This is a genomic window from Thalassococcus arenae (genome assembly GCF_019104745.1).
GTDB lineage: Bacteria > Pseudomonadota > Alphaproteobacteria > Rhodobacterales > Rhodobacteraceae > Thalassococcus_B > Thalassococcus_B arenae.
The window spans coordinates 865,287-890,356 of record NZ_JAHRWL010000001.1 but is presented as its reverse complement, the minus strand read 5'-3'; the positions used below and the strand labels follow the sequence as shown (position 1 = coordinate 890,356).

Sequence of the window (25,070 nt, the reverse complement as noted above, 5' to 3'; positions counted from 1 at the left end):
TCACCGTCGTCTGAGCGTGTCGCCGTAACTGATCGTGGGCGTCAGCTCGATGATCGGGTCGAATGCGGCTTTCGGATCGTCGACGCGACCGGCGATGATCTGGGCCGCCTTTGTTCCGATCTCGGTCCGACAGGCGTCCATCGTCGCCAGCTTGCGCGGCAATCCGTCCAGCAATTCGACCCCGTTGAAACCGGCCAGTCCGACCTGTCCGGGGATCTCGATGCCGTTGTCCAGCAGATAAAGCAGACCGCCCGCCGCGATCATGTCGTTGGAGTAATAGAGGAAATCCAGCTCGGGCTCGCGTTCGAGCATCTTCTCGGTCATCTCGCGGCCCTTGGCCAGCGCCGAACCGCCGGAATAGAATTCCTGATCGGTGATCTCGATCCCGGCCTTGGCCAGCGCTTCGGTAAAGCCTTCGAAGCGTTTCCGTGCCCGATGATCCAGCGGCATCTTGGTGCCCATGAATCCGATCTTTTCGTAACCCTGCTTGAGGATCGCCTTGGCCATTTCCCGCCCGGCGCGGCGGTGCGAAATGCCGACCGCACAATCGACCGGCGTGCCGTCGGTATCCATGATCTCGACCACCGGGATGCCGCTGGCCTTGAGCATCGCGCGGGATGCGTCGGAATGCTCGAGCCCGGCGATGATCACGCCCGACGGCCGCCAGGACAGCATCTCGTACAGAACGCGCTCTTCCTTTTCCGGCAGGTAGTCGGTGACGCCGACCACCGGTTGCAGGTCGGTTTCCTCGAGCACCCGGCTGATACCGGTCATGACCTCGGGAAAGACCATGTTCGACAGGCTCGGGATGATGACCGCCACCAGGTTGACCCGCTGGCTGGCAAGAGCGCCGGCGATCTTGTTGGGCACGTAGCCCAGCGATTTCGCGGCTTCCAGCACCTTTTCCCGCGTGGATTGACTGACATCGCCGCGGTTGCGGAGCACACGGCTGACCGTCATCTCGGACACGCCGGAGGCTTCGGAGACATCGCGCAGGGTCAGCGGGCGGGGATCGTCATTGGCCACGTTCGGTTTCCTTATCGGGGTTTGTCAAAGTGTTACCGTAAACATGACCGGGTGCAAGATGGCGGGACATCCTGCAACGCGACGTGCGGCGGGATGACAAGCCCGCGCCGACCCGCTAAGGACGACGCAGTGGTCCCGTGGCTCAACTGGATAGAGCAGCCCCCTCCTAAGGGGCAGGTTGCAGGTTCGAATCCTGCCGGGATCACCACTTGACCGAAGGCAAGGTCTTTTGGCCGGTATCCGTTTAGTCGGATCGAGGTAAAATGCGGGATGATCGCCATGTTGAAGAAACTTCTGGTCCTGGCAGTCGCGGTCGGTGCCGGTGCGGTGTTCGGTTATCTATTCCTGTCCCCCGATGGCGACGGAATCCACGACCGCGTGCCCGGCGGTCCGCTTGTCGAAATCGCGTTGCCAGCGACGCTTTCGGACAACGCCGAACTGGGCCGGTCGATCTACGAAACCGCCTGCCTGTCGTGCCATGGCCCGCATGCGGTGGGGCAGGATGGGGTCGCGCCGCCGCTCGTGCACAAGATCTACGAACCGTCGCACCACGCCGATGAATCGTTCCAGCGGGCCGTATCGGTCGGGGTCCAGGCACACCATTGGCCGTTCGGCGACATGCCAGCGGTCGAGGGCCTGACCCGTGCCGACGTTGCGCTGGTGACCGCCTACATCCGCGAATTGCAGCAGGCGAACGGGATCAACTGACAGCTGACGGCAACGGCGCGCTTGGCTATCCTGTGGGCACGACAGCATCATCCGGGGCGTCACCATGCCGCAACACCGTTACCCGATCGCCACCGCGGCGCAATTGGCCGAAGCAAGCTACAGCGCCGCGACGCATCGTTCGGTGGCGCCGCGCGTCAAGCGCAGTCTCGACGAAGGCGATGTGCAGGCGCATCTGCTGGACAACGGGGTTCTGCTCATTCCGGGATCGAATTCCGCAATGGATTACCTCAAGTTCAACCTGCGTGTCCTGATGATCGGAGGGCGCCGCTTCAGTGTGCGCGACGGCACCACCGAGCGCGGTGCGTCGGGCACGATCTGGCACCAGGGGTTCCTGCGCCACGCCAAGGCGATCTACGACTGGATCGAGGCAGGCGGTGAACGCCCGGTCTATGTCATCGGCCATTCGCTCGGCGCCGCAGCCACGCAGATCCTGTCGAAAAGCTGGGCAGTGCCGGGCATCGGCTTTGCCGCGCCAAGACCGCGCAAGGCGCGCGGCGCGATCCGCAACGACGGTTTGTGCCTGTGTATCAACCGCGACGACGACATCGTCTGCGGTTTGCCTGGCGCGTTTCACCACATGGGCCGGGTGCAGCTGTGCCGCGCCGCGCGGTCGCGCCTGCTGGCCAACCATTCGATGCCGCATTACCGCGCCGTGGTGTCCGAGGCGCAGCAAGCCGGGCAGATGCCCGTGCACTGGCCGGCCTAAGCGGTCAGATCACCTCGATCACGTCCTTGTCGATGGCCAGCATGTAACCGCGCCGGGCGATGTTCTTGACCAGCAATTCGCTGACGATCTGGTTGCCCAACCCGTCGCGAAGCCGCTTGATCCGTGTCGCCCCCGCCGCTTCGTCGCAATCCGCCGCCGACCGGCCCGAAATCACCGCCTCGATCTCGGCGCCGGAAAGGATGTCGTCATCCATCCGCGCTTCGGCCAGCACCGCCAGCGTTTCCATCATCGCCCCGGTCAGTTTGAAACCGGTGGTGTTGAGATAGACGGTGTTTTCCTCGCGCGAGATGATGAGCGAACTGACCTGGATGCCCGACCGTTCGATTTGTGCCATGCGCCGGTTCATCGTCACCAGCATGACCAGAAAGACCAGCGCCGCCACCAGCATCGCGGCGGCGAAGACCAGCAGAACGAAGATCACCATCCGGTAACTGGTCAGCGTATCGGCAAAGGCCGTTCCGGATTGTGCAAGGATTTCCAGCAGCTTGACTTCGGCCTGGCCGGACAGGTCGTTGTTCTCGGCAAAGATCCGTTCGACCCGCGCGTTGAAGGCGTTGGCGTCGGGCAGGGTCAGGAACAGCACCGCGCCACCCACGGCGAGTATGCCGACAATGGCCGCGATGCCGAAACTCACGATCCGCGACCCCGCGCGCAGCGCTTCAGTAACGGAGAAAGTATTCACCGGCATTCGCCCTTTTCTGGTCGGAGGGAGGCTGCTCCGACAGGCCGACGACCGTCAGCAATGTCCAGCCGGTGCCGTCCAGACGGCGCTCGGCAATGTTTTGTGCCCGGTTGGCGCCGGGGCAGCCGCCGTCGTCGATCTGCATCACTCCGTAATGCAGACGCAACGGCGCGTCCTTCTTGGCCTTGTATTCCAGGTAGCAGGCGGCTTGTGCGCCGGCGGGCAGGAACAGGCCCAGGACCAGGATGAGAAGCAAGCGTTTCATGCCGTCAGACTGATCCGCGGCGGCGCGAAAGACAATAACAACGCCGCGCAGGGACGGCGATATCCGATAGCAGGGCGGCGATATTGCCTCTCTTCCGGGGGCGGCCGCACGATCTGGTCATGGGCGTTCCGGTTCGGGGCGTCGCACAGAAACCTGATCCTGAAAGGAGACTGCCATGTCCCGCCGTTTCATTGCCGGAGTGCTCGCCGTCGCGATTGCCATCACCGGGTTTTCCGCCAATTCCGCCCGCGCCGACACCAACGCCGACGATGTCGCCCGCTTCCTTGCCGCGGCCACCACTTTGTTCATCATCGGCAAGGTCATCCAGGACAACAACAACGACCGCGATCGCAAGAAAAAGAAGGTCTATTCCACGCATTCCAAGAACAGCGTGCCGCGTGTTCACGCGGTGCCGCGGGGCCAGCAGGGCTACAAGGGCCACAAGGCCCATCGGGGCAAGACGCTGCCCAGTGCCTGTCTGATCCGGGTGGACAGCAACAAGACGCGCTATGTGATGGGCCGCCGCTGTCTGCAACGCAATTTCGCCGGTGCGGACAACCTTCCCGGGGCTTGCCGGATGGATGTCCGTCTGCGCGGCGAATGGCGCCCGGCCTATGCCGTCCGCTGTCTGCGCGACCGGGGCTACCGTGTCGCCGGCTACTGATCTGCCAGCAGGCAGGAAACCCGAGCAGTGACCAAGAGGGCCCGTTCGCGGGCCCTCGTTCGTTCTAGGCCGTGATCGTCACCGGCGGTTCCAGCCAGTGTTCCTGCAGGTTGGGCGTGTCGCCGATCCGATCGACCACGGCAAACAGCCCCGGCGCGTGCAGCGGGGTCAGAACGCCATGCCATGTCCCGCGGTGGAAATTGACGGCCTGCCCGGTGCCGGCGAGAAAAGCGTGAATCCGGCCGGGAATGTCGCCGGGTTCGGCCACGATCACCAGCCAGGGTTTCTGGTGCAGCGGAAAAAAGGCCTGACTGCCATCGGGGTGCCGCTCGACCATGTCGAGCCGGTAGGGCAGCGAACGCGGTTCGGCTTTGAACAGGCTGATCCCGGCGCGTCCTGCGGGGCCGAAATCCAGCTTTGCCCTGTCGTGGTAGCGGCCGCAGAGACCCTGGTTGATGATGCGGTCCGGCGGGCCTTCATCCTCGAGCACGTCGCCGAACGGGGCGAAATCAGCCGCCGTCAGTGGCCTTGCGGCGATCTCCACGGTCACAGCGCCAACCCCGGATGCCGGTTCACATCCTTGTAGAGCAGGTAGCGGAACGGCACGTCCCCGGTCGCGACGCAGGCCTGCGGGCAGAAGGCGCGCAGCCACATGAAATCGCCCGGCCCCACATCCACCCAGTCGCGGTTCAGCAGGTAGCGCCCGGTGCCCTGAAGCACGTATAACCCATGCTCCATCACGTGGGTTTCGGCAAAGGGAATACGCCCGCCCGGTTCGAACGACACGATGTTGACATGGAAGTCATATCGCATGTCCAGCGGATCGATGAATCGCTGCGTCGCCCATTTTCCGAAGCTGTAGGGCATCGGCGCCGGTTCGACATCATCGGCATGGGTGACGATGGCATCGGGCGGTGACATGCCCGATGCGGGTTGGAATCGCTTGCGGATCCAATGCATGCCCGCGGGCGCGTCGGAGGTGTTCCAAAGCGTCCAGACCGCGCTGGCCGGGATAAAGACGAAACTGCCCGCGCGCAACTCGTGGGTGTCGCGGCCCAGGGTCAGGCGCAGTTCGCCGAACGCCACGAAGATCGCCGCCTGCGCCTCGACATCCGGCTCGGGTTCCGCGCACCCGCCGCCGGGCGCGATTTCCACGGCGTATTGCGCGAAGGTCTCGGCAAAGCCGGTCATCGGGCGGGCCAGGATCCAGGCGCGCGTATGGATCCAGCCGGGCAGGAAACTGGTGACGATGTCGCGCATCGTCTTGGCCGGGATCAGCGCATAGGCCTCGGTGAAGACGGCCGCGCCTTGCGGGTCTTCGTCCTGGCTCGGCAATCCGCCGGGCGGAAAGGCATAGCGCGGGGCCACGGCGTCCTTCATACCATATCCTCGAGCCGCAGCCTTGCGATGCGTTCGACCTGGCGGCAGGCCTCGGCGAATTCGGCGTCGCTGTCCTGCGACAGCCGCCGTTCGAACGCGGCAAGGATGCCCGCCTTGTCGTGGTCGCGCACCGCGATGATGAAAGGAAAGCCGTGCCGCGCGGTATAGGCGTCGTTCAGTTCGGTGAACCGCGCGCGTTCGCCATCTGTCAGCGCGTCCAGGCCGGCGCTGGCCTGTTCGGCGGTGGAATCGGCGGTCAACCGCTTGGCCTGCGCCAGCTTGCCCGCCAGGTCCGGATGGGCGCGCAAGACGCGCAAACGTTCGTCGCGCGAAGCCGATCGGAACATTCGTGCCAGCGCGTTGTGCAGGCCCGCGGGCGTGTCATGCGCCGGGCCCAATTCCAGCGCCCAGGCGCGTTCCGCGATCCAGGGGCTGTGTTCGAACACCCCGCCAAAGCGCGCGACGAACGTGTCGCGATCCAGCGATGAGGGCCGTTCGCGGCGCTTGGGCAGGTGATGTTCGGCCCAGTGGTCGGAAATCTCGATCCGCCGCGGGCACCAGACATCGGGCTTGTCCGCGATGTGGTCGAGAAACCGGATCAGTCCGGCGATCTTGCCGGGGCGTCCGATCAGCCGGCAATGCAGTCCGACGCTCATCATCGCGGCGCGGCCTTGCTGCCCCTCGGCATAAAGCACGTCGAACGTGTCGCACAGGTATTGGCCGAAATCCTGCCCGGTCACCCAGCCGGGGCTAGCGGCAAAGCGCATGTCGTTGGCTTCCAGCGTGTAGGGAATGACCAGCAGCCGCTTGTTCCCGACCGGCATCCAGTGCGGCAGGTCGTCGTCGTAGGTGTCCGAGATGTACTCGATCGGGCCGGCCTCGCCGACCAGCCGGACGGTGTTCATACTGCACCGCCCGGTATACCAGCCGCGCGGCGGTTCGCCGACGACCTCGGTATGCAGGCGGATCGCCTCGGCAATGGCCGCGCGTTCGTCTTCTTCGGACATGGCGCGGTGGTCGATCCATTTCAGCCCGTGGCTGGCGATTTCCCAGCCCGCCGCCTTCATCGCCTCGACCTGGCCGGGGCTGCGGGCAAGCGCGCTCGCAACGCCGTAGATCGTCAGGGGAATGCCGCGCGACGTGAACAACCGGTGCAGCCGCCAGAACCCGGCGCGCGCGCCGTAGTCATAGATCGATTCCATGTTCCAGTGCCGTTCGCCCTGCCAGGGGGTGGCACCGGGAATGTCGGACAGGAACGCTTCGGACGCGGCGTCGCCATGCAGCAGGCAATTCTCGCCGCCTTCCTCGTAATTCAGCACGAATTGCACGGCGATCTTGGCCCCGCCCGGCCAGGCGGGGTCGGGGCGGTCAGCGCCATATCCGATCGTGTTGCGCGGATAACGTTTCATCGTGAACTCCCTGCACGTCCTTTACGAGGCAATTTCAGGGATTTGGCAAGCCCCGGCGCCACGTGGCGCTGGCAGTCGCGGGCAAAGCGGGTATCGTGGCGGTGAGGAACGCAGGGAGAGTGCCATGGCTGACGGATACCTGACAACACATGTGCTGGACACCGCGCGCGGTTGCCCGGCTGCAGGCATCGAGATCGCGCTCTACCGCGTTTCCGGAAATTCCCACCGCAAGATCGCCGAGGCGGTCACCAATGCCGATGGCCGAACCGACGCACCGATCTTGCCCAAGGACAAGTTCCAGCCCGGCAGCTACGAACTGATCTTTTTCGCCGGTGACTACCTGCGCGCCAACGGTCTGGCCAAGGACGACCCGCTGTTTCTGGATGCGGTTCCGATCCGCTTCGGAATGGCCGACCCGGACGCGCATTATCACGTGCCGCTGCTGCTGTCGCCCTATGGCTATTCCACCTATCGCGGCAGTTGACGCCTAGGCGCGGGTGGTGTCCTCGACATACATCCGCCAGCTGTGCCGGGGTGCGAATCCCAACAAACGCTTGGCCTTGGCGTTGGAATAAAACGTGCCCGTTTCCGTCACGTCCCGGACGTCGACACCGGTATAGAACCGGTCGATCAGAGCCTGCGAGGTCTCGGCCACCGAATGGTCGTCGTTCGAGACGTTGAATACCTCGAAACCCAGCCCATCGGTCCTAAGGCAACAGTCTACCATCTGCCCCAGGTCACGGGCGTCGATATAGGCAAAGAAGTTGCGCAGCCGCAGGGCCGGGTCGGCCAGGTAGGCCGGGAACTTCTGCGCGTATTCGTGCGGCTCGATCACGTTGTTGATCCGCAACCCGTAGATGTCGGCGCCACTGCGGCGCTGGAACGACCGCGCCGTCACCTCGTTCACCACCTTGGACATGGCATAGCTGTCCTCGGGGATCGTCGGGTGATCTTCGTCCAGCGGCAGATAGTCGGGCTTGCGCGTACCATCGGCGAAACAGGTGCCGTAGGTCGTTTCGGACGAGGCGAAAACGATCTTGCGCACGCCGAATTTCAGCGCCGCGTCGATGACGTTGTAGGTGGACAACGTGTTGACGCGATAGCATTCGTTATCCGAGGTCACCAGGATGCGCGGAATGGCGGCGAAATGCACCACGGCGTCGAAACGCGGCACGCCGGTGCCGGGTTCCAGTTCATCGAAACCCGCATAGCTGAGCATCGTGTCATAGACCTGCCCGGCATCGGTCAGATCGATCAGCCTTGTCTCGACCCCCGGCATATCCAGCGGCACCCGATCCACGTTCAGCACCCGGTGGCCCTGTTCGGCAAGATAGGTGATGGCGTGCCGCCCGGCCTTGCCGGAACCGCCGGTGAACAGGATGCGCATGGCAATCTCCAAAGCGTTTCGCACAGGCTAGTCGCGGACGGGGAAAATCGCCAGACCGGGCGCGCCCGTCGTTCAAGGATAAGCGCTGGCCTATCTCGGGCAATTGGATCATGGTTGCTCCATGCTCCAGAAGCACACCCTTGCCATCGCCGATGTCCGCGTCCCGTCCAAGCGGATGAAGACCCTTGACGAGGCAAAGCTGCAGAAAATCGCGGAAAGCATCATCGAGATCGGGCAGACCACACCGATACAGGTGCGCGTCGATGGCGACGGATACGTGCTTATCGAGGGACTGCACAGGCTGGAAGCGCTGCGCGCTCTCGGCTCGACTGAGGTCGAGGCGTTTTTCGTCAGAGCACGCTTGCACTGAAAGCCCGGCCCGACGCATCCGACCGAACAATTGCCACGGCGCCTGGCAGGATTTGACACCTGTTCGATCCGCTGCCGTCTCGCCCGGGTGCCGGGGGCTATTCGCAGTGTTCCATTTCTGACCGGTTCGCCGACAATCCGGTTAGACACTGCTCCGGTTCCTCTTTATCTGTCCCGCATGGCGAAGAAACCGACCACCGATCCGAACTACAAGATCCTCGCGGAAAACCGGCGGGCGCGGTTCGACTATGCGATCGAAAGCGACCTGGAATGCGGGATCATGCTGCAGGGCTCGGAGGTCAAGTCGCTGCGCGAGAACGGTTCCAACATCGCCGAAAGCTATGCCGAGGTGAAGGACGGCGAGCTGTGGCTGGTCAACAGCTATATCGCGCCATACGAACGCGCGATGTTCGGCCACGAGGACCGCCGCCGCCGCAAGCTGCTGGTGTCGCGCAAGGAATTGTCGCGGCTGTGGAACGAGACGCAGCGCAAGGGCATGACGCTGGTGCCGCTGGTTTTGTATTTCAACCACAAGGGCATCGCCAAGTTGAAGATCGGCATCGCCAAGGGCAAGAAGACCGTCGATAAGCGCGAGACCGAGGCCAAGCGCGATTGGGGCCGTCAGAAACAACGTCTGTTGAAGGAACGCGGCTGAGCCTGGCCGGCACGTCGTGCCTCGTGTCTCTCCCCCGGTCGGCCAGGGCCGGGGCGGTGGTGCCGAAACGGCTGGATGTGGCGGTCTTGGTGCCGGCGCGATTTGCAGGCGGATCGCCTTGACCCGGCATGTCGCATGGCCGTCTCCGGCCCTTGCAAGACAGGGCCGCGGCGACTAAGCACGGGGAGGTTTTCGATCCCGGTGCTGCTATGTCCCAAGACGATCCCAAGACGCTGGTCTCGACCGAATGGCTGGCGCGCCATATCAAAGATCCCGACCTGCGCATCCTGGATGCAAGCTGGTACATGTCGGATGCCGGGCGCGATCCGCGGGCGGAATACGACGCCGGTCACATCCCGGGCGCGCGGTTCTTCGATATCGACGAGATTTCCGATGCCCGCTCGGCGCTGCCGCACATGGTTCCGCCGGTCGAAAAATTCATGTCCCGCATGCGTGGCATGGGGGTCGGCGACGGCCATCAGGTGGTGGTCTATGACGGCGCGGGCCTTTTTTCCGCCGCCCGGGTCTGGTGGCTTTTCAAGCTGATGGGTCAGGACGATGTCGCGGTACTGGACGGCGGTTTCCCGAAATGGCGCGACGAAGGCCGCGAGATCGAGGATCTGCCGCCGATGGTGCGCGACCGTCACATGACGGTGCGACGCCAGAACCACCTGGTCAAGGACGTCACGCAGGTCTCGGCCGCGGCGAAACTGCGCGATGCCGAAATACTCGATGCCCGCAGCCCCGGCCGGTTTCGCGGCGAAGAGCCCGAGCCGCGCGCCGGGCTGCGGTCGGGTCATATCCCGGGCTCGCGCAACGTGCACTATGCCACGCTGCTGAATGCCGACGGCACGATGAAGACCCCCGACGACTTGCGCGCGGTGTTCGACGCCGCCGGGGTCGACCTGTCCAAACCGGCCATCACGACCTGCGGGTCCGGCGTCACCGCCGCGATCATCAGCCTTGCCCTGTCGCGCCTCGGAAAATCCGACCACGCCGTTTATGACGGGTCGTGGTCGGAATGGGGCGCTTTCCCGACCCTGCCCATCGCCACCGGAGACGCGTGATGTTCGAAGCCCTGACCGCCCAGCCGCCCGACAAGATCCTGATGCTGATGCAAGCGTTTCGCGAGGATCCGCGCGAAACCAAGATCGACCTCGGCGTCGGCGTCTACAAGGATGCCAACGGCCTGACGCCGATCATGCGCGCGGTCAAGGCGGCGGAAAAGCAGCTTTGGGAAACCGAGACCACCAAGTCCTATACCGGCCTGGCCGGTGACCCGGGCTTTTCCGACGCGATGATCGCGCTGGTTCTGGGCGATGCGGTGGCGCGCGCCAACGTCGCCGCGGCCGCCACGCCCGGCGGTACCGGTGCCGTGCGCCAGGCGTTCGACATGGTCAAGATGGCCAATCCGGACGTCCGGGTTTTCGTCTCGGATCCGACCTGGCCGAACCATCTGTCGATTCTCAAGCACATGCAGATCCAGATGGTGCCCTACCGTTATTTCGACGGCGAAACCCGTGGCGTCGATTTCGACGGCATGATGGCGGACATCGCCAAGGCGGGCAAAGGCGACGTGGTGTTGCTGCACGGCTGCTGCCACAACCCGACCGGCGCCAACCTGACCCTGCCGCAATGGCGCGAGGTCGTCGCGCTGCTGGCCAAGACCGGTGCGACGCCGATGATCGACATCGCCTACCAGGGCTTCGGCGACGGTCTCGAGGACGACGCCGCCGCGACCCGGCTGGTGGCCTCATCGCTGCCCGAATGCCTGATCGCTGCCAGCTGTTCCAAGAATTTCGGCATCTACCGCGAACGCACCGGCCTGCTGATGGCCGTCGCCCAGGACAGCAGCGCGCGCAAGTTGAACCAGGACACGCTCAACTACCTGAACCGCCAGAACTATTCCTTTCCGCCCGATCACGGTGCGCGGCTGGTCACGATGGTGCTGACCGACCAGGCGCTGCGGGCCGACTGGGCGGCGGAACTGGAAGAGGTGCGCAATTCGATGCTGGGCTTGCGCACGCATTTGGCGCAGGAATTGCAACGCCTCGGCGGATCGGACCGGTTCGGCTTCATCGCCCAGCACCGGGGCATGTTCTCGCGCCTCGGCGCCACGCCGGATCAGGTGGAAAAGCTGCGTGCCGATCACGGCATCTACATGGTCGGCGATTCCCGTCTGAATATCGCCGGGCTGAACGCCAAAACCGTGCCGATCCTCGCCCAGGCGATCGTCGACTGCGGTATCTGACACGGGCGGGCGCGTCGCCCGCAGCGACCGTCGGCCGGAACGGCCGGTGCCCAGATCAGGCCGTACCCGGCGGGTACGGCCTTTTTCGTGTCAGGTGACCGTGATGCGGCCCGTCATCGCCGGGTGGAAGCGGCAGACGTAATCGTAGGTGCCGGGCTGGGCGAAAGTCAGGGTGGCTTCGTCCCCGCGGCCGAGCCGACCGGTGTCAAAGCCCTGACCGGTCGCGGTGTGGGGCGCGCTGTCGGCGTTCACGAAAGTGACCGAGGTGCCGACCTCGATCGTCAGCATCGCCGGCTGAAAGGCAAAGCCCGAGATCGTCACGGTTGCAGCGGCGTGGCTTGCGGCGCGGGACATTCCGGCGCCGAGCGGGGCAAGTGTCGCTCCAAGCGCAAGGCGCAGGGCGGAACGGCGGGTCATGCAGGTCATCGGGGCATCTCCTTCTGGTTATCCGATACTCATTGGTCGGCGGGCGTCCCCAAACAGTTCAAACTTTTTTTACCCGTGGCAGGCGACGCTGTCCTCCGGCGCCTCGGCGCGATCGGTCATGCCGTAGTCGCGCAGCACGTGGCAGACCTTCAGCCGGTAATCGGAGAAGATGCCCTTGCGGCCGCGGCTTTGCGCGTGGCGATGCGCCGCCAGCCTGCGCCAGCGTATCACCGCATCCTCGTCCTCGAAGAAGCTGATCGACAGCAGCTTGCCGGGGGTGGTCAGGCTCTGGAACCGCTCGACGCTGATAAAGCCCTCGACCTCCTCGACCAGCGGCCGCATCTCGGCGGCGATGTCCAGATAGGTCTGCTTGCGCCCCTCGGCGGGAATCACTTCGAAGATGACGGCGATCATGTGCGGCTCCCATGCGGTGCGGATGCCAAGGTCAGGAAAGTCCGGTCCTCGCGCAAGAGGAACCTTTCGCGCAGCGCGAATTGGTAGTTTTCCTGTCCCAGCGGGTCGGCCGCCAGCCGGGCGCGGTAGGCCTCGTAGGCAGCCAGGCTGTCGATATGGTAGATGCCGTAGGCCCGGGTGCTCGATCCCTCGTGAGGCGCGAAATAGCCCACGAGATCGGCGCCACAACGCGGGATCGCCTGCCCCCAGTTGCGGGCGTATTCCTCGAACTGGGCTTTCTTGGTCGGGTCGATCTGGTAGCGGATGATGCATGTCAGCATGGCGGGTCTCCTGGTTGTCAGACCGGTCTAGCAACTTGATCGACGCGAATGCTTCGGTCATGATCGAAGCATGAAAGACGGACCCGACATTGCCCGCATCGCCGCGCTGATCGGCGATCCCGCCCGCGCCAACATCCTGACCGCTCTGATGGGCGGCAAGGCGCTGACCGCGACCGAACTGGCTTCCGAGGCCGGGGTGACGCCGCAAACCGCCAGCGGGCATCTGGCGCGGCTCGACGAGGGCGGGCTGGTGCGCATACGCAAGCAGGGTCGGCACAAATACGTGACGCTCGGCTCCGACGCGGTGGCCGGCGTGCTCGAGGCGCTGATGGGCCTGTCGGCCGGTACCGGCCATCTGCGCACCCGAACGGGCCCGCGCGATTCGGCGCTGCGCCAGGCACGGGTTTGCTACAACCACCTAGCCGGGGACCGCGGCGTGCAGATGTTCGACGCGCTCACCGCGCAGGGTGTGCTGACCATGTCGGGGGACGATGTGGCCCTGACGGCGTCGGGCGCTGATTTCGCCGTTGGTTTCGGCATCGACCTCGATGCGCTGGCGCGCAGACGCGCGCCGCTCTGCCGCGCCTGCCTCGATTGGTCGGAACGCCGCACTCACCTGGCCGGATCGCTGGGTCGGGCGATGCTCGACCGGATGTTCGTCCTGGGTTGGGCGCGGCGCGATCCGGACAGCCGGGCGGTCCACTTCACCCCGCCGGGCGCGCGGGCCTTCGATGCGGCGTTCGCCCGTCCCTGAGCCTCAGTCGGGATTGGCCCGCGTGATCGGGATCGGCAGCGGCATGTCGCGCGGATGCCGCCCGCCGCTGGCCGCTAGCATCCTTCGATCTTCATCTTGCCGGATAAACTCCGGGGTGAATGGCGGCTTGGCCGCCAGAGGGGCAGCGCCCCTTTGCCCGGGCTCCGGGGGCGCGGGGGTCAACAAAGGCCGCAACAAAGCCACCGGATGGGCCCGCAACGACAGGCGCATGGCGACGTAATCCTCGACCACCTGTTCGCCCATCGTCATCTCGGGCAGCAGCGCGACCGGTTCCTGGGTCCCCTCGCCGTCGATGTCGCGGGCGAACAGCGGCAATTCCTGCGACGGGCCCAAGCCCTTGGCCTCCCACAGCGCCGCGCGCCGCGACAGACCCAGCCCGGCAAAGACGTCGGCCTCGGCCAATCGCGCCAGCACGGGCGCGGCCAGCCCCGCCCGCCGCCAGACATCGCGCACGGTTTGATACCCGTTGCCGCGTGCGCCCGCGATCCACTGCGCGTCTTCCTCGGACAGCCCCTTGATCTGCCGAAAGCCCAGCCGCAGGGCCAGCCCGCCTTGTCCGTCGGGTTCCATCACGTTGTCCCAGAAACTGGCATTGATGCAGACCGGGCGCACCACCACGCCGTGTTCGCGGGCATCCCGCACGATCTGGGCCGGCGCGTAAAAGCCCATGGGCTGCGAATTCAGCAGCGCGCAGGCGAAGATGCCGGGATGGTGGCGCTTGATCCAGGCGCTGGCATAGACCAGCAGGGCGAAGCTGGCGGCGTGGCTTTCCGGGAACCCGTAGGATCCGAACCCCTCGATCTGGGAAAAACACCGCTCGGCGAAATCGTCGTCATAGCCGTTGCGTTTCATGCCCTTCAGGAACAGCGCGCGGAACTCGCTGACCGACCCATGCTTCTTGAAGGTCGCCAGCGACCGCCGCAGACGATCGGCCTGTTCGGGGGTAAACCCCGCGCCCACGATGGCGATCTGCATCGCCTGTTCCTGGAACAGCGGCACACCCAGCGTCTTGCCCAGCACCTGGCCAAGTGCGTCCGAGGGAAAGCTGACCGCCTCCTCGCCGTTGCGCCGCCGGATATAGGGATGCACCATGTCGCCCTGGATCGGGCCGGGGCGGATGATCGCCACCTCGATCACCAGGTCGTAGAAGGTCCGCGGTTTCATCCGCGGCAGGAAGTTCATCTGCGCGCGGCTTTCGACCTGGAAGACCCCGATGCTGTCGGCCTCGCAGAGCATGTCGTAGACCGCCGGGTCCTCGGGCGGCAGCGTGGCCAGGCTGAAGCGTTCGCCGTGGTGCAGATCGAGCAGGTCGAACGCCTTGCGGATGCAGGTCAGCATGCCAAGCGCCAGCACGTCGACCTTGAGGATGCCCAGGCTGTCGATGTCGTCCTTGTCCCAGCAGATGACCGTGCGGCCCTCCATCGTGGCGTTCTCGATCGGCACCAGTTCATCAAGCCGCCCCTCGGTCATGATGAAGCCACCGACATGCTGCGACAGGTGCCGGGGGAAGCCGACGATCTCGTAGACCAGCTCCAGCGTCAGCCGAAGCTGCCGGTCGCCAGGGTCCAGCCCGATCTCGGCCATGCGCTCGGCCTCCAGCCCCTTGGTCGAGAAGAACCCCCAAAGCTGCGACGACAGCGCGCCGATCGTGTCGCGCGCCAGCCCCATCGCCGCGCCGACCTCGCGGATGGCGCGCTTGCCGCGGTAATGGATGACGGTGGCGCACAGGCCCGCGCGGTGGCGGCCGTAACGGTCGTAGATGTGCTGGATCACCTCCTCGCGGCGCTCGTGTTCGAAATCGACGTCGATATCGGGTGGCTCGTCGCGCGCCTCACTGACGAAACGTTCGAACACCATCGTGCCGATCTCGGGGGAAACCGAGGTGACGCCGAGGCAGTAGCACACGACCGAATTGGCGGCGCTGCCGCGGCCCTGGCAAAGGATGTTCCGCGCGCGGGCAAAGGCCACCACGTCGCGCACGGTCAGGAAATAGGGCTCGTATCTCAGCTTGGCGATCAGGGCCAGTTCGTGTTCCAGCATCGCACGCACCTTGTCGGGCGCGCCGTGCGGATAGCGCCAGCGCAACCCCTCGTGGGCCAGCCGCCGCAGCCGTGCCTCGGCGGTCTCGCCCTGCGCGATTTCCGAGGGGTATTCGTAGCGCAGCGTGCCCAGGTCGAAGCGGCAGCGCTCGGCCAGCGCGGCGGCGCGGTCGACGGCATCGGCCTGCGGTCCCATCAGCGCGCGCATCTCGGCCTCGGACCGCAGGCGCTGTTCGGCATTGGCCAGGGCGGATTTGCCCAGGTCCGAGACCCGGCAGCCCAACCGGATCGCGGTCAGCACGTCGGCCATGCGGCGGCGGCGGCCGTGATGCATGCGCGGGCAGGCGGTGGCGACCGTGGGCAGGCCCAGATCGGCGGCGAGCCGGGCAATCCGGGCAAAGCGGCGATCATCCTCACCGTCGTAAAGCGGTGTCAGCGCCAGATGCATCTGCGGATGCAGGCGGCGCGACAGCCGTTCGGCTTGTGTCCGCCACGGGCACGCGCCGCGGGTCGGCGACGGGATATGTGGTGGCGGATGCAGGATCAGTTCCAGCCCGCTCATGTCGTCCGGCAACTCGGCCAGGCGCAGGTCGCAATGCCCCTTCGGCGCGCGCAGCCGGCCCTTGGAGATCAGCCGGCACAGCACCGCCCAGCCCCGCCGGGTCGCCGCCAGGGCCGTGATCTCGACACCCTCGGAAAAGACCAGCCGGGCCGCCGGGATCAGCCGCGGCACGTTGCGGATCGCCATCGCGTCGGGCCGCACAAGGCCGGCGGGGCAGGGCGGCCCGATGCGGCCGTCGCGCGCTTCCACCGCGTCGCGCTCGGCCACCTGCCGGGCGATCTCGCGCGCCCGTGTATGCGCCCGCACGATGCCCGCCACCGAATTGACATCGGCGATGGCGATGGCTGAAAGGCCCAGGATCGCCGCGCGCTCCATGTATTCCTCGGGATGCGAGGCACCGGTGAGGAAAGTGAAGTTCGAGGTGATGGACAACTCCGAGAACATAAGAAGAACATAGCGCTTGTGCGGGGCTGGGGCGAGTCCCCTGTTTCTTCTCTTTTCCAAATACGCACGGCCCGCCTGTGGCCACGGGGCGCTGGCGTATTTTCGAAAGAGAAGAAGGGATCAGGCGCGGCGATGCGGCCCGGTCAGAGCTGCCACGGCCAGGATCAGACCCGACACGGTGGCGATCATGCCCGCCGCGGATACAGTGGCTGAAAAGCCCAGCCAGAGCGGCCCATATCCGGCCAGCACGTAGCCCAGCACGGCCGAGGCCGCGGCGAAGGCCAACGACCAGCCGACCTGCGCGCCCAAGTCGTTGGTCATCATCCGTGCTGCAGCGGGCGGGCAGATGAACATCGCGATCACGATGATCGATCCCACCGCGTCGAAGGCCGCCACCGCCGCCAAGGCCGCCGCGACGACCAGGCCGAGCGACAAAGACGCAGTCGGCAGTCCCAATCCGCGCGCGAAGCCTTCGTCGAAAGTGGCGATCTTGAGCGGCCGCCAGAACAGCGCCGTCAGCGCGGCCACCAGTGCCAGAACCCCGGCCATGCGCAGCAATTCCGGCGGCAGTCCCGCAAGGGCGGCGGGGTCGGTCAGCGAGGCCCAGCCGCGGGCATCCAGCCAGATCAGGCTTTCGAGATTGCCGTAAAGCGCGTGTTCGACGTCCAGATGCACGCCGGACGTATCGGACTGTTCTAGCAGCAGAACACCGCCGGCGAACATGGCGGTAAAGACCACGCCCATCGCCGCGCCGGTTTCGACCCGACCCAGGCGGCGGATCGTTTCGATCAACACCACGGCCACAACGGCCGCCGTGCCGGCGCCGAGTGTCATCGGCAGGGTCGCGACGGTGCCGGTCACGAGGAATGCCACGACGATGCCGGGCAGGACGACATGGCTGATCGCGTCGCCGATCAGCGATTGCCGGCGCAGCAGCAGGAACGTACCGGGCAGGGCGCAGGCCATCGCCGCGAATGCCCCGATCAGGATCGGCGTAAGCGAAAGCGAGACGAACTCCGCACCCATCATGTCGCCTCCTTGGGCGGACCGATGCGCCGGTCGATCTCGGAGATCTGGTCACGGGTCAGAACCTCGTCGATGCGGGTCAATCCGTTGTCATGGGCGGCAAGCTCGGCCAGTGCGACGCTGCCGCGCAACGCTCGCCACCGCGCTTCGTCCCGAACGGCGTTTGCAGCGGCGGCGCGGCCATGTTCGGTCACCACGCCATCGGCCCGCATCAGACCGGCCCGCCGCAGCAGGCGGCGGGTGCGCGCCTCGTGTACCGGCAAGCCATGCGCCAACGCGACAAGACCCTGCCGGCGGTGAACCTCCTGGCCCAGTTGCACCTGGTGCAACAGGGCGGCGACGACGCCCCGGCGCGGCGCCAGCAACATCGACGCGGCGAAAAAGGTGAAGGCCACAAGCACGATGATCGGTCCGGTGGGCAGGTCCGGCGCGGTGGCCGACACGGCTGCGCCCAGATAGCCCGACAATCCGCCCAGCAGCGCAGCGATGGCGACCGACAGTTCGGCCCGATCGGTCCAGAAACGCGCGGCGACCGGTGGAATGATGAGCAGGGCGACGACCAGGATCAGTCCGACCACCTTGAGCCCGACAACCGTGACCGCCAACACCAGCGTCATCAGCGCAAGGTCGAGCCGGGCGATGTTCAGGCCACGCACTTCGGCATAGCCCTGGTCGAAAGCGACCATCAGGAAGGCGCGGCGCAGCGCCAGTGCGGCAGCCAGCACCAGCGCGCCGCCGATGGCAATGGTGATCGCATCGGCGCGCAGCATCCCGGCGGTCGAACCCAGCAGGAACCCTTCGAGCCCCGCCTGGCGACCCGAGGGAAGCGACTGGATCACCGTCAGCAACACGATGCCGAAACCGAAGAAGACCGACAGGATGGCACCGATGGCGCCATCCTCGGTCATCCGGGTGGACCGGGTCAGCCAGCCGATGATCCACAGCCCGGCCCAGGCCGACACCGCCGCTCCGGCCATCAATACCGGCAAGCTGCGCCCGTCCTGGCCCAGCAGGACCAGTCCGATGAAAGCCAGCGCAAGGCCCGGCAGGGTGGCATGGCTGATCGCGTCCGAGACCAGCGCGCGCTTGCGCAGATGCAGGAAGCTGCCGATCGTGCCCGCTGCCAGACCGAGCGCCGCAGCGCCAAGGGCCACCAGTGTGGCGTTGTAGCCCAACTGGAGAAGCAGCGCGTCGCGCAGCATCGCGTCAGGCCCCGCGTGCCAGCTCGGGCATGGCCTGGCTCAGCCGGCCGCCATAGGTGGCCTGAAGCAGGTCGGGGGTGAAGGTCGTATCCACCGGTCCTTCGGCGATGGCGCGGCGATTGATCAGGAAGACGCGGTCGAAATAGGCTTCGACGGTCGACAGGTCGTGATGGACGGCGACCACGGTACGGCCTTCGTCGCGCAGGGCCTTGAGAACGGCGATGATCGCGGCTTCGGTCGCGGCGTCGACCCCGGCAAAGGGTTCGTCCAGCAGGTAGAGATCGGCGTCCTGCGCCAGCGCCCGGGCCAGGAAGACCCGCTGCTGCTGGCCGCCGGACAGCTGGCCGATCTGGCGGTCCGCGAAGTCACGCATGCCGACGCGGTCGAGACAGGCCAGCGCCCGGTCGCGGTGTTCCGCGCGCACCCGGCGGAACAGGCCCAGTTCGCGGTAAAGTCCCATCAGAACCACGTCCAGAACACGTGTCGGGAAATCCCAATCGACGGAATTCCGCTGCGGGACATAGGCGATGCGGTCCCGCACGGCGGCAAAGGGCTGGCCCCAGAACATCACGTGCCCCGCCAGCGCCGGTACGATCTGCAGCGCCGCCTTGAGCAGCGATGATTTCCCGGCGCCGTTCGGGCCGACGATGGCCGTCATGGTGCCCGATTGCACGGTCATGTCGGCCGAGAAGACCACCGGCTCGCCGCCATAAGAAACCGTCAACCCGCGCAGCGCCATCGGGCTTGCGCCGAGGTCTTCGTGCAGGGCGTGGCCGTGATCGAAAGCGAGGGACAGGGTTTTCATGGTTCAGCTTTCTGCCGACAGCCGCCCGGCCATACCGCGGGCCGGGGCATCGGCGCCAAGGGCGCGGGCGATGGTGGTGGCGTTGTGATCCAGCATGCCGACCAGCGTGCCTTCGTAGGTCCCTGGTGCGCCCATCGCATCCGAGAACAATTCGCCGCCGATGGTCACCTCGTGGCCGCGGGCGCGGGCGCCTTCGATCAGGGCCCGGATGTTGCGATCCGAGACCGAGCTTTCGACGAAAACGGCACCGATCTTGCGCGCAGCCAGCATGCCGACCAGTTCACCGATGCGCTGCAAGCCGGCCTCGCTTTCGGTCGAGATGCCCTGGATGCCTTCCACCTCGAAGCCGTATTCGCGGCCGAAATAGCCAAAGGCATCATGCGCGGTAACCAGCACGCGCGCCTCTTGCGGGACACGCGACAGGATGTCGGCGGCGTAGGTTCCGACCGCGTCGAGTTCGGCCAGATAGGCTTCGGCGTTGGCCGCGAAGGTGTCGGCATGGTCCGGCGCGGCTTCGATCAGGGTGTCGCGTACCCGCTCGACCGCGAATCGCCAAAGGCCGGGCACCATCCAAAGATGCGGGTCGGCGCGGCCCTCGTAATCGACGTGGCGCAGCAGCTTGTCGGCAGGCGCCGCCTCGGCCACCGCGACGACGCGGGTGCGGCTGGCGAGTTCGGTCAGAAAGTCCTCGAGCTGGGCTTCGAGATAGAGGCCGTTCCACAGCACCACATCGGCGCGCGCCATCGCCGCGATGTCCGAGCGGGTCTGGCGATAGCCGTGCGGGTCCACGCCCGGCCCCATCAGGGCCCGGACATCGGCCTTGTCGCCCGCAATCGCCGTCGCGGCGTCGGCGATCATGCCGGTAGTGGCGATGACGGATATCGGCGACTGCGCCAGCGCGGCGTGCGGTGCGAACGCAGCAGCGGCGGTGGCGGTCAGCAAAGCGCGGCGGGTCAAGAACATCGGGTGTTTTTCTCCTTTGCATGAATATGAGAGTCATTCTCACAAAGTCAATGATAATGCGAATTGTTCGCAATCAAGGGCCGGGCGGGAATCCGCCGCGACGGCAGCGCTTGCCTCTGTCCCGGTCGCGTGTCACCGTTTCAGAGCAAGACACGAGGACAACGATGCACACCGCGCAGAAGTCAGGGCTCGACCAGCTTCCCCAGGTGACCGAACCCCGCAATCCGGGCATGTCGCTGGACATGGACTGGGTGATGCGCGCCCGCGCCAACCGCTCGGCTATCGAACGCCGCGCGGCGACCCTGCCGGGGCGGCGATCCGTCAAGAAGGCGCATCAGGCGGCCTGGCTTGCCCGGGCGATTTCCTGCATCGACCTGACGACGCTGGCGGGCGACGACACGGCGGGGCGCGTGGCCCGGTTGTGTTCCAAGGCGCGCCAGCCGGTGCGCGCCGACCTGCTGGACACCATCGGCATGCCGGGGCTGACCGTCGGCGCCGTCTGCGTCTATCACGACATGATCGCCCCGGCCGTCGCGGCGCTGCAGGGCAGCGGCATTCCCGTCGCCGCGGTCAGCACCGGCTTTCCCGCCGGCCTGTCGCCGTTTCACCTGCGCGTCGCCGAGATCGAGGAAAGCGTCAAAGCAGGCGCCGCCGAGATCGACATCGTCATCTCGCGTCGCCATGTGCTGACCGGAAACTGGCAGGCGCTGTACGACGAAATGCGAACCTTCCGCGCCGCCTGCGGCGAAGCGCATGTCAAGGCGATCCTGGCCACCGGGGAACTGGGCACGCTGCAGAACGTCGCGCGCGCCTCGCTGGTCTGCATGATGGCGGGGGCCGATTTCATCAAAACGTCGACCGGCAAGGAAAGCGTCAATGCCACGCTGCCGGTCAGCCTGGTGATGATGCGGGCGATCCGGGACTATCACGAGGCGACGGGGTTTCGCGTCGGCTACAAACCCGCGGGCGGGATTTCCAAGGCAAAGGACAGCCTGACCTATCTTGCACTGGTCAAGGAGGAACTGGGCGATCGCTGGCTGCGGCCCGACCTGTTCCGCTTCGGCGCCTCGTCGCTGTTGGGCGATATCGAGCGGCAGCTGGAACACCATGTGACCGGCGCCTATTCGGCGTCCTGGCGGCATGCGATGGGGTAAGGCGATGCAGTTGACCCCGGAATACGCGGCGGCGGCTTTGTTTTTCATGCTGATCGTCCTGTCCACGGCGTGGAGGCGAGGACGCATCCGCCGCGCCGTGCGCGACCTGCCGACCCCGATGCAGCGACTGCTGGGACCCGAGCCCTTGTTCATGCCGCCGCCGGATGGACGATTGCCCGACGCTCTGCGGGACTACGCGGCGCTTCATCGGCGCACGCGGTGGGTGCAACTGGTGCTATGGACCGTCGCTTTCTGCTGGATCGCCTATGTCGTCTACCACGCGCTGAAAGGCCCATTCGCATGACCGTCAAGCAAATCTTCGATAGCATGGATTACGGCCCCGCGCCTGAAGCCGCCGGCGATGCGTTGGCCTGGCTGGTGGATCAGGGCGACCGGTTCGGACATTTCATCGACGGGGTCTTCACCGATCCAGGCGACGGCTTCGACAGCCGCAACCCGGCGACCGGCGAGGTGCTGGCGACGCTCTCTCAGGCCACGCAGGCCGATGTGGATGCCGCCGTCGCCGCGGCGCGGGCCGCGCAGGGCAAGTGGGCGCGGCTGGGCGGCAGGGGGCGGGCGCGGTATCTGTATGCAATCGCGCGGCTGTTGCAAAAGCATTCGCGGCTGTTCGCGGTGCTGGAAACGCTCGACAACGGCAAGCCGATCCGCGAAAGCCGCGACATCGATATCCCGCTGGCGCAGCGGCATTTCTACCACCATGCGGGCTATGCCCAGCTGATGGAGGCGGAATTGCCCGGCCGCGAACCACTGGGTGTGTGCGGCCAGATCATTCCGTGGAATTTCCCGCTGCTGATGTTGGCCTGGAAGGTCGCGCCGGCGCTGGCCATGGGCAACACCGTGGTTCTGAAACCGGCGGAATGGACGTCGCTGACCGCGCTGCTGTTCGCCGATATCTGCCGCCAGGCCGGGCTGCCCAAGGGGGTGGTGAACATCGTTACCGGCGACGGCGCCGTGGGCGAGATGATCGTCAACGCGGATGTGGACAAGATCGCGTTCACCGGCTCGACCGAGGTGGGCCGCCGCATCCGGCAGGCAACGGCGGGCCGCGGCATACCGCTGACGCTCGAACTGGGCGGCAAGTCGCCCTACATCGTGTTCGAAGATGCCGATCTGGATTCCGCGGTCGAGGGGCTGGTCGACGCGATCTGGTTCAACCAGGGCCAGGTCTGTTGCGCGGGGTCGCGGCTGCTGGTGCAGGAAGGCATTGCACCGCGCTTCCATGCCAAGCTGCGCGCGCGGATGGACAAGCTGCGCATCGGCGATCCGCTGGACAAGTCGGTCGATGTGGGCGCCATCGTCGATCCGCTCCAGCGCAACCGCATCGCCGCGCTGGTCGATGCCAATGCCGAAGGCGAGACCTATCGCGCCGCTTGTCCGCTGCCCGATGGCTGTTTCTACCCGCCGACCCTGATTTCAGGCCTGTCGCCCGCCTCGCCGCTGATGCAGGAGGAGATCTTCGGCCCGGTGCTGGTGTCGTCGACGTTCCGCACGCCGGACGAGGCGGTGCAGATGGCCAACAACACCCGATACGGGCTGGCCGCGACGGTCTGGTCGGAAAACATCAACACCGCGCTTGACGTGGCGCCCCGGCTGGCGGCGGGCGTCGTCTGGGTGAACGGCACCAACCTGTTCGACGCCGCGGCCCCCTTTGGCGGCGTGCGCGAAAGCGGGTTCGGCCGCGAAGGCGGCTGGGAAGGGCTGGCGGCCTATACACGGCCAGGGGGCAAGCCCAAGGCGTTGAAACCCGTCGCCGCCTTCGACGGCGACGAGGCCGAACCGCAACCGGTCGACCGCACCGCCAAGCTTTATGTCGGCGGCAAGCAGGCCCGCCCCGATGGCGGCTATGCCCGCAACGTCTTTGACCGGCGCGGCCGGCTGATCGGGCAGGCGCCGATCGCCAACCGCAAGGACATCCGCAACGCGGTCGAGGCGGCACGCGGTGCATCGGGCTGGTCCAGCGCCACGGCGCATCTGAGGGCGCAGGTGATCTATTACATCGCCGAGAACCTCGCCGCGCGCGGATCGGAATTCGCCGCGCAGATCGACCGCATGACCGGCGGCAAGTCCGGCGCCAAGGAAGTCGACGCCGCCGTCGCGCGGCTGTTCACCTATGCTGCCTGGGCAGACAAATTCGACGGGCGGGTGGCGCAGGCGCCATTGCGCGGCGTGGCGATGGCATTGCGGGAACCCTGCGGTGTGATCTGCGCCCTGTGTCCCGACGATGTTCCGCTTCTGGGTCTTGTATCGGTCATGGCGCCCGCCATTGCCATGGGCAACCGCGTGGTGCTGGTCGCCTCGGAACCCTTCCCGCTGGCCGCCACCGATTTCTACCAGGTGCTGGATACGTCCGACGTTCCGGGCGGTGTGGTCAACATCCTGACCGGATCGCATGCCGACCTGGCGCCGACCCTGGCCACCCATGCCGATGTCGAGGCGGTCTGGTCCTTTTCCTCGACCGACCTGGCCGCCGAGATCGAGCGAGGGGCCGCAGGGAATCTGAAACGGACCTGGGTCAACAACGGCCATTCCCGCGACTGGCTGGGCGCCGAGGGCGAGGGGCGCGAATTCCTCGACGCCGCGACCGAGGTCAAGACCGTCTGGGTGCCCTACGGCGCCTGATCGTCGGGCAAGGCCTCCAGCAGGTCGCCGGGCTGGCAATCCAGTACCGCGCAGATCCGCGCCAGTGTCTCGAACCGGATGCCCTTGACCTTGCCGGATTTCAGCAGGCTGATGTTCTGTTCGGTGATGCCGACCCGTTCGGCCAGTTCGCGCGACCGCATCTTGCGCTGTGCCAGCATCACGTCCAGGCGAACGACGATCTGCATCAGACGAAACCTTCGTTCTCGCGGGCCACTGCGACCGCTTGGGTCATGACGATCCCGATCAGCAGCATCAGACCGCCGGCGAGCGCCGTTCCGATAGCATCGGACTGGATCGCGATGGCCAGCATCCGCTGCCCCACCGGCGCGTCCATCGTCAGGGCCAGACCGCTCAGCGGGTGCAGCAGCAGGCTCCAGAATGCCTGCGCGACCAGGCCCAGCCCGATGCCGCGAATCGCGCGCGCAGCGTTCGGCGTCAGCGCGGCGTCGTCGGCATAGGCGCGGAACAGCCGCGCGACCTGCGACAGCGTGAACAGCGCGATGCCCGCCGACATCCAGGCGCAGGCCACCAGGGCCGCGCGGGCGGTGCCGCTCACCGGCCAGGCCACCTCCAGACCGAAGCTGTGCGCGCGCTCGGCCACGAGCAGCGTTGGCACGGCGGTGACGTAGATCAGCAGCCCGACGATGGCCGCCATCAGGATAGTAACCGACAGGAACAGCGCGTGGGCGATGCGGCGGGTGCGATGCGGAAGGTGGGTCATGCGGGTCTCTTGCC

Annotated in this window: 29 protein-coding genes and 1 tRNA gene; 13 read left to right on the top strand and 17 right to left on the bottom strand. The window is 66.2% G+C overall.

Annotation, left to right across the window (positions count from 1 at the left end; genetic code table 11):
- The gene (locus KUH32_RS04475) at positions 1-1,026 is read right to left on the bottom strand and encodes a LacI family DNA-binding transcriptional regulator (protein ID WP_217776858.1); all 1,026 of its coding nucleotides are present in this window, start codon (positions 1,024-1,026) and stop codon (positions 1-3) included.
- A gap of 131 nt (positions 1,027-1,157) precedes the next feature.
- Between KUH32_RS04475 and KUH32_RS04470 the strand changes: the two genes are divergently transcribed.
- The 3 genes from KUH32_RS04470 to KUH32_RS04460 all read left to right on the top strand — a co-directional run bounded on the left by KUH32_RS04470 (position 1,158) and on the right by KUH32_RS04460 (position 2,461).
- A tRNA-Arg gene (locus KUH32_RS04470) sits at positions 1,158-1,234 on the top strand.
- A 71-nt stretch (positions 1,235-1,305) separates the two neighbouring features.
- On the top strand, positions 1,306-1,734 hold the full coding sequence (locus KUH32_RS04465; protein ID WP_217776857.1) for a c-type cytochrome: 429 nt from the start codon (positions 1,306-1,308) through the stop codon (positions 1,732-1,734).
- Between the two features lie 64 nt (positions 1,735-1,798).
- The gene (locus KUH32_RS04460) at positions 1,799-2,461 is read left to right on the top strand and encodes an alpha/beta hydrolase family protein (RefSeq protein ID WP_217776856.1); all 663 of its coding nucleotides are present in this window, start codon (positions 1,799-1,801) and stop codon (positions 2,459-2,461) included.
- A gap of 4 nt (positions 2,462-2,465) precedes the next feature.
- On the opposite strand, the gene KUH32_RS04455 is transcribed toward KUH32_RS04460, so the two are convergent.
- Both KUH32_RS04455 and KUH32_RS04450 read right to left on the bottom strand, forming a co-directional pair.
- Positions 2,466-3,170 (bottom strand): winged helix-turn-helix domain-containing protein, encoded by a 705-nt coding sequence (locus KUH32_RS04455; protein WP_217776855.1) that lies wholly within the window; start codon positions 3,168-3,170, stop codon positions 2,466-2,468.
- A complete protein-coding gene (locus KUH32_RS04450; RefSeq protein WP_217776854.1) occupies positions 3,142-3,429 on the bottom strand; it encodes a hypothetical protein in 288 nt (95 codons plus the stop codon). Before KUH32_RS04450 ends, KUH32_RS04455 begins: the two co-directional genes overlap by 29 nt.
- A 175-nt stretch (positions 3,430-3,604) precedes the next feature.
- Here KUH32_RS04450 and KUH32_RS04445 point away from each other — a divergent pair, with 175 nt between their 5' ends.
- On the top strand, positions 3,605-4,093 hold the full coding sequence (locus KUH32_RS04445) for a hypothetical protein (protein WP_217776853.1): 489 nt from the start codon (positions 3,605-3,607) through the stop codon (positions 4,091-4,093).
- A gap of 64 nt (positions 4,094-4,157) precedes the next feature.
- On the opposite strand, the gene KUH32_RS04440 is transcribed toward KUH32_RS04445, so the two are convergent.
- Genes KUH32_RS04440 through puuE form a run of 3 tightly spaced genes read right to left on the bottom strand, consistent with a single transcriptional unit; the run spans position 4,158 to position 6,882 of the window.
- On the bottom strand, positions 4,158-4,643 hold the full coding sequence (locus tag KUH32_RS04440) for an ureidoglycolate lyase (protein WP_431358174.1): 486 nt from the start codon (positions 4,641-4,643) through the stop codon (positions 4,158-4,160).
- The gene (locus tag KUH32_RS04435) at positions 4,640-5,473 is read right to left on the bottom strand and encodes a bifunctional allantoicase/(S)-ureidoglycine aminohydrolase (protein ID WP_217776852.1); all 834 of its coding nucleotides are present in this window, start codon (positions 5,471-5,473) and stop codon (positions 4,640-4,642) included. The genes KUH32_RS04440 and KUH32_RS04435 overlap by 4 nt, the downstream gene beginning before the upstream one ends.
- Positions 5,470-6,882, bottom strand: a complete 1,413-nt coding sequence (puuE, locus tag KUH32_RS04430; RefSeq protein WP_217776851.1) for an allantoinase PuuE — start codon at positions 6,880-6,882, stop codon at positions 5,470-5,472. Before puuE ends, KUH32_RS04435 begins: the two co-directional genes overlap by 4 nt.
- Positions 6,883-7,006: 124 nt before the next feature.
- Between puuE and uraH the strand changes: the two genes are divergently transcribed.
- Positions 7,007-7,366 (top strand): hydroxyisourate hydrolase, encoded by a 360-nt coding sequence (uraH, locus tag KUH32_RS04425; protein WP_217776850.1) that lies wholly within the window; start codon positions 7,007-7,009, stop codon positions 7,364-7,366.
- Between the two features lie 3 nt (positions 7,367-7,369).
- Here the strand turns inward: uraH and KUH32_RS04420 are convergent, their stop codons facing one another.
- A complete protein-coding gene (locus KUH32_RS04420; protein WP_217776849.1) occupies positions 7,370-8,269 on the bottom strand; it encodes an NAD-dependent epimerase/dehydratase family protein in 900 nt (299 codons plus the stop codon).
- Positions 8,270-8,390: 121 nt separating this feature from the next.
- Between KUH32_RS04420 and KUH32_RS04415 the strand changes: the two genes are divergently transcribed.
- From KUH32_RS04415 to KUH32_RS04400, 4 genes are all read left to right on the top strand, one after another.
- Positions 8,391-8,639 carry a ParB N-terminal domain-containing protein gene (locus tag KUH32_RS04415; RefSeq protein WP_217776848.1) on the top strand — a complete coding sequence of 83 codons (249 nt, stop codon included), beginning with the start codon at positions 8,391-8,393 and terminating at the stop codon, positions 8,637-8,639.
- Positions 8,640-8,816: 177 nt separating this feature from the next.
- Entirely contained in the window at positions 8,817-9,293 is a 477-nt protein-coding gene (gene smpB / locus KUH32_RS04410) for an SsrA-binding protein SmpB (RefSeq protein WP_217776847.1), read from the top strand.
- A gap of 209 nt (positions 9,294-9,502) precedes the next feature.
- Complete coding sequence (gene sseA / locus KUH32_RS04405) at positions 9,503-10,360, top strand: 3-mercaptopyruvate sulfurtransferase (RefSeq protein ID WP_217776846.1); 858 nt, start codon at positions 9,503-9,505, stop codon at positions 10,358-10,360.
- Complete coding sequence (locus KUH32_RS04400) at positions 10,360-11,544, top strand: amino acid aminotransferase (RefSeq protein ID WP_217776845.1); 1,185 nt, start codon at positions 10,360-10,362, stop codon at positions 11,542-11,544. Before sseA ends, KUH32_RS04400 begins: the two co-directional genes overlap by 1 nt.
- Positions 11,545-11,634: 90 nt before the next feature.
- On the opposite strand, the gene KUH32_RS04395 is transcribed toward KUH32_RS04400, so the two are convergent.
- The 3 genes from KUH32_RS04395 to KUH32_RS04385 form a co-directional block, all read right to left on the bottom strand.
- Complete coding sequence (locus KUH32_RS04395) at positions 11,635-11,970, bottom strand: cupredoxin domain-containing protein (protein ID WP_217776844.1); 336 nt, start codon at positions 11,968-11,970, stop codon at positions 11,635-11,637.
- A gap of 69 nt (positions 11,971-12,039) precedes the next feature.
- Positions 12,040-12,384, bottom strand: a complete 345-nt coding sequence (locus tag KUH32_RS04390) for an antibiotic biosynthesis monooxygenase family protein (RefSeq protein WP_217776843.1) — start codon at positions 12,382-12,384, stop codon at positions 12,040-12,042.
- A complete protein-coding gene (locus KUH32_RS04385) occupies positions 12,381-12,704 on the bottom strand; it encodes an NIPSNAP family protein (protein ID WP_217776842.1) in 324 nt (107 codons plus the stop codon). Before KUH32_RS04385 ends, KUH32_RS04390 begins: the two co-directional genes overlap by 4 nt.
- 70 nt (positions 12,705-12,774) lie before the next feature.
- On the opposite strand from KUH32_RS04385, the gene KUH32_RS04380 reads away from it, so the two are divergent.
- Positions 12,775-13,458: an ArsR/SmtB family transcription factor gene (locus KUH32_RS04380; protein WP_217776841.1), complete on the top strand. Its 684-nt coding sequence runs from the start codon at positions 12,775-12,777 to the stop codon at positions 13,456-13,458.
- Between the two features lie 3 nt (positions 13,459-13,461).
- Here KUH32_RS04380 and KUH32_RS04375 read toward each other — a convergent pair whose 3' ends face one another.
- From KUH32_RS04375 to KUH32_RS04355, 5 genes are all read right to left on the bottom strand, one after another.
- On the bottom strand, positions 13,462-16,524 hold the full coding sequence (locus KUH32_RS04375; protein ID WP_217776840.1) for an error-prone DNA polymerase: 3,063 nt from the start codon (positions 16,522-16,524) through the stop codon (positions 13,462-13,464).
- A 120-nt stretch (positions 16,525-16,644) separates the two neighbouring features.
- Positions 16,645-17,553: a metal ABC transporter permease gene (locus KUH32_RS04370; RefSeq protein ID WP_254898979.1), complete on the bottom strand. Its 909-nt coding sequence runs from the start codon at positions 17,551-17,553 to the stop codon at positions 16,645-16,647.
- On the bottom strand, positions 17,550-18,752 hold the full coding sequence (locus KUH32_RS04365) for a metal ABC transporter permease (RefSeq protein WP_217776838.1): 1,203 nt from the start codon (positions 18,750-18,752) through the stop codon (positions 17,550-17,552). The genes KUH32_RS04370 and KUH32_RS04365 overlap by 4 nt, the downstream gene beginning before the upstream one ends.
- A gap of 4 nt (positions 18,753-18,756) precedes the next feature.
- Positions 18,757-19,557, bottom strand: coding sequence for a metal ABC transporter ATP-binding protein (locus tag KUH32_RS04360; protein ID WP_217776837.1), 801 nt, complete (start codon positions 19,555-19,557; stop codon positions 18,757-18,759).
- A gap of 3 nt (positions 19,558-19,560) precedes the next feature.
- Positions 19,561-20,520 carry a metal ABC transporter solute-binding protein, Zn/Mn family gene (locus tag KUH32_RS04355; RefSeq protein ID WP_217776836.1) on the bottom strand — a complete coding sequence of 320 codons (960 nt, stop codon included), beginning with the start codon at positions 20,518-20,520 and terminating at the stop codon, positions 19,561-19,563.
- Between the two features lie 164 nt (positions 20,521-20,684).
- On the opposite strand from KUH32_RS04355, the gene deoC reads away from it, so the two are divergent.
- From deoC to KUH32_RS04340, 3 genes are read left to right on the top strand one after another with little or no spacing between them, the layout of a single operon-like run.
- The gene (deoC, locus tag KUH32_RS04350; protein WP_217776835.1) at positions 20,685-21,674 is read left to right on the top strand and encodes a deoxyribose-phosphate aldolase; all 990 of its coding nucleotides are present in this window, start codon (positions 20,685-20,687) and stop codon (positions 21,672-21,674) included.
- A gap of 4 nt (positions 21,675-21,678) precedes the next feature.
- Positions 21,679-21,978 carry a hypothetical protein gene (locus tag KUH32_RS04345; RefSeq protein WP_217776834.1) on the top strand — a complete coding sequence of 100 codons (300 nt, stop codon included), beginning with the start codon at positions 21,679-21,681 and terminating at the stop codon, positions 21,976-21,978.
- Positions 21,975-24,314 carry an aldehyde dehydrogenase family protein gene (locus KUH32_RS04340; protein ID WP_217776833.1) on the top strand — a complete coding sequence of 780 codons (2,340 nt, stop codon included), beginning with the start codon at positions 21,975-21,977 and terminating at the stop codon, positions 24,312-24,314. The genes KUH32_RS04345 and KUH32_RS04340 overlap by 4 nt, the downstream gene beginning before the upstream one ends.
- Here KUH32_RS04340 and KUH32_RS04335 read toward each other — a convergent pair.
- Together KUH32_RS04335 and KUH32_RS04330 are read right to left on the bottom strand one after the other, a co-directional pair.
- Entirely contained in the window at positions 24,302-24,520 is a 219-nt protein-coding gene (locus KUH32_RS04335) for a helix-turn-helix domain-containing protein (protein WP_217776832.1), read from the bottom strand. The genes KUH32_RS04340 and KUH32_RS04335 overlap by 13 nt on opposite strands.
- The gene (locus KUH32_RS04330) at positions 24,520-25,056 is read right to left on the bottom strand and encodes a DUF2975 domain-containing protein (RefSeq protein ID WP_217776831.1); all 537 of its coding nucleotides are present in this window, start codon (positions 25,054-25,056) and stop codon (positions 24,520-24,522) included. The genes KUH32_RS04335 and KUH32_RS04330 overlap by 1 nt, the downstream gene beginning before the upstream one ends.
- Between the last annotated feature and the right edge of the window lie 14 nt (positions 25,057-25,070).

Excerpts from the sequence above, each read along its gene's own strand:
- KUH32_RS04465 (WP_217776857.1), top strand. The coding sequence starts at position 1,306 with ATGTTGAAGAAACTTCTGGTCCTGGCAGTCGCGGTCGGTGCCGGTGCG.
- KUH32_RS04460 (WP_217776856.1), top strand. The coding sequence starts at position 1,799 with ATGCCGCAACACCGTTACCCGATCGCCACCGCGGCGCAATTGGCCGAA.
- KUH32_RS04455 (WP_217776855.1), bottom strand. The coding sequence starts at position 3,170 with ATGCCGGTGAATACTTTCTCCGTTACTGAAGCGCTGCGCGCGGGGTCG.
- KUH32_RS04450 (WP_217776854.1), bottom strand. The coding sequence starts at position 3,429 with ATGAAACGCTTGCTTCTCATCCTGGTCCTGGGCCTGTTCCTGCCCGCC.
- KUH32_RS04445 (WP_217776853.1), top strand. The coding sequence starts at position 3,605 with ATGTCCCGCCGTTTCATTGCCGGAGTGCTCGCCGTCGCGATTGCCATC.
- KUH32_RS04435 (WP_217776852.1), bottom strand. The coding sequence starts at position 5,473 with ATGAAGGACGCCGTGGCCCCGCGCTATGCCTTTCCGCCCGGCGGATTG.
- puuE (WP_217776851.1), bottom strand. The coding sequence starts at position 6,882 with ATGAAACGTTATCCGCGCAACACGATCGGATATGGCGCTGACCGCCCC.
- uraH (WP_217776850.1), top strand. The coding sequence starts at position 7,007 with ATGGCTGACGGATACCTGACAACACATGTGCTGGACACCGCGCGCGGT.
- KUH32_RS04420 (WP_217776849.1), bottom strand. The coding sequence starts at position 8,269 with ATGCGCATCCTGTTCACCGGCGGTTCCGGCAAGGCCGGGCGGCACGCC.
- KUH32_RS04415 (WP_217776848.1), top strand. The coding sequence starts at position 8,391 with ATGCTCCAGAAGCACACCCTTGCCATCGCCGATGTCCGCGTCCCGTCC.
- smpB (WP_217776847.1), top strand. The coding sequence starts at position 8,817 with ATGGCGAAGAAACCGACCACCGATCCGAACTACAAGATCCTCGCGGAA.
- sseA (WP_217776846.1), top strand. The coding sequence starts at position 9,503 with ATGTCCCAAGACGATCCCAAGACGCTGGTCTCGACCGAATGGCTGGCG.
- KUH32_RS04400 (WP_217776845.1), top strand. The coding sequence starts at position 10,360 with ATGTTCGAAGCCCTGACCGCCCAGCCGCCCGACAAGATCCTGATGCTG.
- KUH32_RS04395 (WP_217776844.1), bottom strand. The coding sequence starts at position 11,970 with ATGACCTGCATGACCCGCCGTTCCGCCCTGCGCCTTGCGCTTGGAGCG.
- KUH32_RS04390 (WP_217776843.1), bottom strand. The coding sequence starts at position 12,384 with ATGATCGCCGTCATCTTCGAAGTGATTCCCGCCGAGGGGCGCAAGCAG.
- KUH32_RS04385 (WP_217776842.1), bottom strand. The coding sequence starts at position 12,704 with ATGCTGACATGCATCATCCGCTACCAGATCGACCCGACCAAGAAAGCC.
- KUH32_RS04380 (WP_217776841.1), top strand. The coding sequence starts at position 12,775 with ATGAAAGACGGACCCGACATTGCCCGCATCGCCGCGCTGATCGGCGAT.
- KUH32_RS04375 (WP_217776840.1), bottom strand. The coding sequence starts at position 16,524 with ATGTTCTCGGAGTTGTCCATCACCTCGAACTTCACTTTCCTCACCGGT.
- KUH32_RS04370 (WP_254898979.1), bottom strand. The coding sequence starts at position 17,553 with ATGATGGGTGCGGAGTTCGTCTCGCTTTCGCTTACGCCGATCCTGATC.
- KUH32_RS04365 (WP_217776838.1), bottom strand. The coding sequence starts at position 18,752 with ATGCTGCGCGACGCGCTGCTTCTCCAGTTGGGCTACAACGCCACACTG.
- KUH32_RS04360 (WP_217776837.1), bottom strand. The coding sequence starts at position 19,557 with ATGAAAACCCTGTCCCTCGCTTTCGATCACGGCCACGCCCTGCACGAA.
- KUH32_RS04355 (WP_217776836.1), bottom strand. The coding sequence starts at position 20,520 with ATGTTCTTGACCCGCCGCGCTTTGCTGACCGCCACCGCCGCTGCTGCG.
- deoC (WP_217776835.1), top strand. The coding sequence starts at position 20,685 with ATGCACACCGCGCAGAAGTCAGGGCTCGACCAGCTTCCCCAGGTGACC.
- KUH32_RS04345 (WP_217776834.1), top strand. The coding sequence starts at position 21,679 with ATGCAGTTGACCCCGGAATACGCGGCGGCGGCTTTGTTTTTCATGCTG.
- KUH32_RS04340 (WP_217776833.1), top strand. The coding sequence starts at position 21,975 with ATGACCGTCAAGCAAATCTTCGATAGCATGGATTACGGCCCCGCGCCT.
- KUH32_RS04335 (WP_217776832.1), bottom strand. The coding sequence starts at position 24,520 with ATGCAGATCGTCGTTCGCCTGGACGTGATGCTGGCACAGCGCAAGATG.
- KUH32_RS04330 (WP_217776831.1), bottom strand. The coding sequence starts at position 25,056 with ATGACCCACCTTCCGCATCGCACCCGCCGCATCGCCCACGCGCTGTTC.